The sequence below is a fragment of the Paenibacillus cisolokensis genome (assembly GCF_050481165.1).
In the GTDB taxonomy this organism is placed as follows: Bacteria; Bacillota; Bacilli; order Paenibacillales; family Paenibacillaceae; genus Paenibacillus_AH; species Paenibacillus_AH cisolokensis.
This window is the reverse complement of the sequence record NZ_JBCNFP010000164.1, coordinates 1-4,119: the sequence shown is the minus strand read 5'-3', so window position 1 is coordinate 4,119 and position 4,119 is coordinate 1. Positions and strand designations below refer to the sequence as shown.

Annotated in this window: 4 protein-coding genes; all 4 read right to left on the bottom strand. The window is 48.0% G+C overall.

Annotated features, from left to right (window positions below):
- Positions 1 to 148: 148 nt before the first annotated feature.
- The gene (locus ABEV74_RS22145; protein WP_430149663.1) at positions 149 to 1,906 is read right to left on the bottom strand and encodes an ABC transporter ATP-binding protein; all 1,758 of its coding nucleotides are present in this window, start codon (positions 1,904 to 1,906) and stop codon (positions 149 to 151) included.
- Between the two features lie 181 nt (positions 1,907 to 2,087).
- Positions 2,088 to 2,393 (bottom strand): alpha/beta fold hydrolase, encoded by a 306-nt coding sequence (locus ABEV74_RS22140; protein WP_430149660.1) that lies wholly within the window; start codon positions 2,391 to 2,393, stop codon positions 2,088 to 2,090.
- 19 nt (positions 2,394 to 2,412) lie between these two features.
- Positions 2,413 to 3,096 carry an alpha/beta fold hydrolase gene (locus tag ABEV74_RS22135; protein WP_430149657.1) on the bottom strand — a complete coding sequence of 228 codons (684 nt, stop codon included), beginning with the start codon at positions 3,094 to 3,096 and terminating at the stop codon, positions 2,413 to 2,415.
- Positions 3,097 to 3,188: 92 nt separating this feature from the next.
- A complete protein-coding gene (locus tag ABEV74_RS22130) occupies positions 3,189 to 3,974 on the bottom strand; it encodes a TetR family transcriptional regulator (RefSeq protein WP_430149655.1) in 786 nt (261 codons plus the stop codon).
- Positions 3,975 to 4,119: the final 145 nt, after the last annotated feature.

The window sequence follows — 4,119 nt, the reverse complement described above, 5'->3', positions numbered from 1 at the left end:
CTAGGTGCGAAAGTTGAGTTATTTAAATCAAACGTAAAACCCTTCTCCTTCATTCCCGAATAGGCTTTTGACTTATGGGTTATCTTATGTTTCTTCCCAAATGAAAGTGCGCCGTTTTTTCATCTTGAAGGTACGGGGAAACCGGGCATCAGGCAGCATGGCGTCCGAATCTACAATTCAAACTGCTTGAATACAATTTTGCGTATACGCCATTGCTTGCAAGCAGGTCATCATGCGTTCCTTGTTCCGCAATACCATCCTCCGTCAATACGATAATTCGTCCCGCATTGCGGATTGTGGAGAGACGGTGGGCAATGACGATGGTCGTACGTCCTTTTGCCAGCAATTCCAATGATGCCTTGATGACGCTTTCGCTTTCGTTATCCAGCGCGCTTGTCGCCTCATCGAAAATAAGAACGGGCGGATTTTTCAAAAATACGCGGGCAATGCTTAGACGCTGCTTCTGTCCGCCGGACAGTTTGACACCTCGCTGGCCGATCTCGGAGTGATAGCCGTTCGGCAAGCTCATAATAAAATCATGGGCATTGGCATGCTTGGCTGCCGCAATAACTTCTTCGTCGCTTGCCGCTTGATTTCCATAGCGGATATTTTCCATCACCGTCCCTGCAAAAAGGTAGACGTCTTGCAGTACAATACCTATTTTTTGTCGTAATGATTGCAGGTCGATATTACGGACGTCGACCCCGTCGATTAACACCTCCCCGTCAGTCACATCATAAAGGCGGGGGATGAGCGAGCATAATGTCGTTTTTCCCGCACCGGACGGCCCTACCAATGCAACATATTCGCCCGGCTCGATACGAAGCGACAGGTTTTGGATGACTTTGTCCAAATGATCTTCATATCGGAAGGAAACTTGTCTGAATTCAATCTCGCCTCGTATCTCCGGCAGAATGACGGCATCCGGCTTGTTTTCGATGGCCGGCTTCATATTCATGATTTCCATAAAGCGCTGAAAGCCGGTGATTCCTTCCTGAAGCTGTGTACTCATATGATTCAGTCGTTGAATCGGCTCGATCATAAAGTTGATATACAGCAAAAAAGTAATCAAATCCGCCAAGTCCAAATCAGTGTTGACGATATTGACGCTGCCGAAGATGATCACCGTGATCGTAATCAACTGAATAATCGATTCGAAGCTGTTGTAAAAAAGCGCCTCCGCTTTATAGGTGTTCTTTCGGCTCTCGAGAAAACGGATATTTTCCCGGTTAAACTTCTCGATCTCGACGCTCTCGTTAGCAAACGATTTTACGGTGCGGATCCCCGCCAGACTATCCTCTATCTGAGCGTTAACATCCCCGATTCGCTCTTTGTTTCTTCGTAATGCCTTATTCAACATTTTATTGAAATACACAGTCAAGAGACCGAGAACCGGTAAAAAACAGAATACGGCGAGCGTTAACGGTGCGTTAATAAAGAACAAAATACAAAATGCCCCGATAAAGCGGACGAAATATTTCGTGTAATCTTCCGGACCGTGATGGTACAGCTCGGAAAGCAGCAGCAGGTCGTTCGTCAGTCGGGACATGAGCCGACCTGTCTTCTCCTTATAGTAAAAGCTTAAGGAAAGCTTCTGCATGTGGGCGAACAGCTCGCTGCGCATGTCGCTTTCCATGCGGGCGCCTACTTCATGGCCTTTGTAATCCACAAAGTAATTTCCGATATTCTGAATCGCGACTAAAACGAGCATGAGCCCGCCAATCGCGAACACTTCTTGGAGTGCGGTCGATAAATCTCCTTCCAGAACATCTTTCGTAATATACCGAACGAGCAACGGAAACACCAAAGTTACGGCAGATGTCATAATGGAGCAGGCCAATACGGCAAGAAACAAGCGTAAATACGGCTTGTAGTATGAGAAAAATTTACGAACTGGAAAACGCATCGAATTTCCCCTTCTGTGTGTTATTTCAAAACACATATAAAGGGGAGCACCGTTTAGAATTAAAGCAAGTGTCCCTCCTTATATGTTTGCACGGTGGGAATCGTCATGTTTTTCATTTCAATTGCCTCCTCGTTTTTTCATAATTCCATTGTAAACTGTTTCAATATTTATTTTCATGGTCTTATTTGGTTATAGTCAGATTTGTCGGGTGAGGCACTGGCGATCGCATCGAAGAATCGCTCATGTCGCCGACGATGATCTCCCAAAGCCGGTCAATGGCGTTCACGACCTGTTGCGGATGATTTTGCGGGATCATGTGGGCAACTTCCGGCAGCAAGATAAGCTCGGCATGCGGGATATCTTCCTTTAACCGCAAAGACTGCTCTTTGGTTCCGAACGGGTCGTTGTCCCCTGCAACGATGACAACCGGATGGTTTATTTCCTTGTAGCGCTTGCTGATTTGTTCGGCCGCAGGGGAGAAGGCCAATACGTCCTCGCGATTTGCTTTAAACTGCCCCGGTCGAAGCCACAGCGCATGAGTCGCTTCCCGATAGCCGGCTGGTATCGATTCCGGGTGCAAAGGTGGCTTGCAATGTGCGGTCTGCCAGAAATGTTCCGAGCGGACTGCGCAATAACGTATGAAGAACCAGATCTCCGATTACAGGAGTCGTTACCAGTTTGGAGATCGGATCTCCGTTCTCCGCAGGATACCCTTCCTTGTACATCGCCGCGCCCAACGTGACAATCCCTTCAAGATCCTGCGGATATAGCAGCGCATACGACAACACCAATGTTCCGCTCCAGGAGTGGCCCACCAGGATCGGTTTTTCGATGCCCAGCTCCTTTAAAGCGGCATGTATGAGCCGTGCCTGTACGAACGGGGTCACGTTCTCGGAATCCGGCCTTTCGCTATGTCCGTATCCGGGACGGTCAAAGGCGATCGCCCGATAGCCTTTGCCGGCTGCTATCTCGATGACGCGTTCAAAATCATTGCCGGTCAGGACGCCTCCGTGGATCAAAACAACCGGTTTGCCCGAACCTTTGCTGATATAATGTAATCGGACACCTTCTACGGTTACGAACCGGCCGTTCGGAGGAAATTTCAATTCCGCCTGTTTGAATTTATACCGGTTGTACAGAATGAATCCTCCCAAAGCGATTGCCAATAATAAAAGGGCCCAAATCCACATCGCATTCCTCTCCTCTTCGCTGCATTTTTGCAATAATAACATACTTGCAAGTATGTTGTGCCGTTTGCAAAACCCGTAAGGCTACGGGTTGCTTAATTGCGATTCGATTCCGGACGAATCCCTTGCCATAATACGCTGGAGATCTCTGCTGCAAGAGATTGGAACGAAACTTGATCGGGGGCTGTCAGCCACATTAATACTGCCCCGTTGATAAGAGCGTGAACGGCGACGGCCAAGTTGTGCGGTTCCGCATCTTTCGTGATGAGTCGCCGGTCTTGCAGCTCTTTTAATAGGACGGAGGTACCTTGAATCAGTTTCGTAAAAGCTTCGTTTAATTTTTTGCGGATTTGGGGCTCGCGGCTGTTTGCGATAAATTCGAAGAAAAGCAAGGGGCGCTCGCCTCCGCCTTCTTTGCACGCTTCAAATTCCGACTGGAGCAACCTTCTCAAAGATTCTGTCGGGTTATCCGAAGCGAACACCTTATGAACCTGACCGGGAAGTCTGTTCAGCAGACGGTCGAGACTTCGTTCGCATAAAGCCAGGAACAGGTCGCTTTTGCTCGAAAAGTGCCAGTATACCGCTCCCTTGGTCATGCCGGTATCGGCTGCCACCAGATCAAGCGTGGCGCCATTGTAACCATGCTTCGCAAACAGACGGGCGGCCGCGTCCAGTATTTTGGTCCGCGTGTCGGCCAGAGAAGGATCCCGGTATTTTTGCAGGATAAACGTTCTCATCGCTTCCTTACTGCCGAAAAACCTTTGAACGGTCGTCCAATGCACGCCAGCTTCCTTCGCGACGTCGGCGAATGTGATTTTATCATGCGGAAGACGAGCGGCCAGTTCTTTTACCGCTTTTTGAATTTGTTCGGAAGATCTCATGTGATCACCTCCGCGAATGAATAATGTTATTCAGATTCTTGAAAGTATTCGTTTATAGTAATTCATATAAATGATGATGTCAAGTGTGACATAAATCACAGTCTAATCCAAGCGATTATGGTATATTTAACCTGAATTTCGAAAG

Bases quoted from the DNA above. Each gene is read 5' to 3' on its own strand.
- ABEV74_RS22145 (WP_430149663.1), bottom strand. From the start codon at position 1,906: ATGCGTTTTCCAGTTCGTAAATTTTTCTCATACTACAAGCCGTATTTA.
- ABEV74_RS22130 (WP_430149655.1), bottom strand. From the start codon at position 3,974: ATGAGATCTTCCGAACAAATTCAAAAAGCGGTAAAAGAACTGGCCGCT.
- ABEV74_RS22135 (WP_430149657.1), bottom strand. From the start codon at position 3,096: ATGTGGATTTGGGCCCTTTTATTATTGGCAATCGCTTTGGGAGGATTC.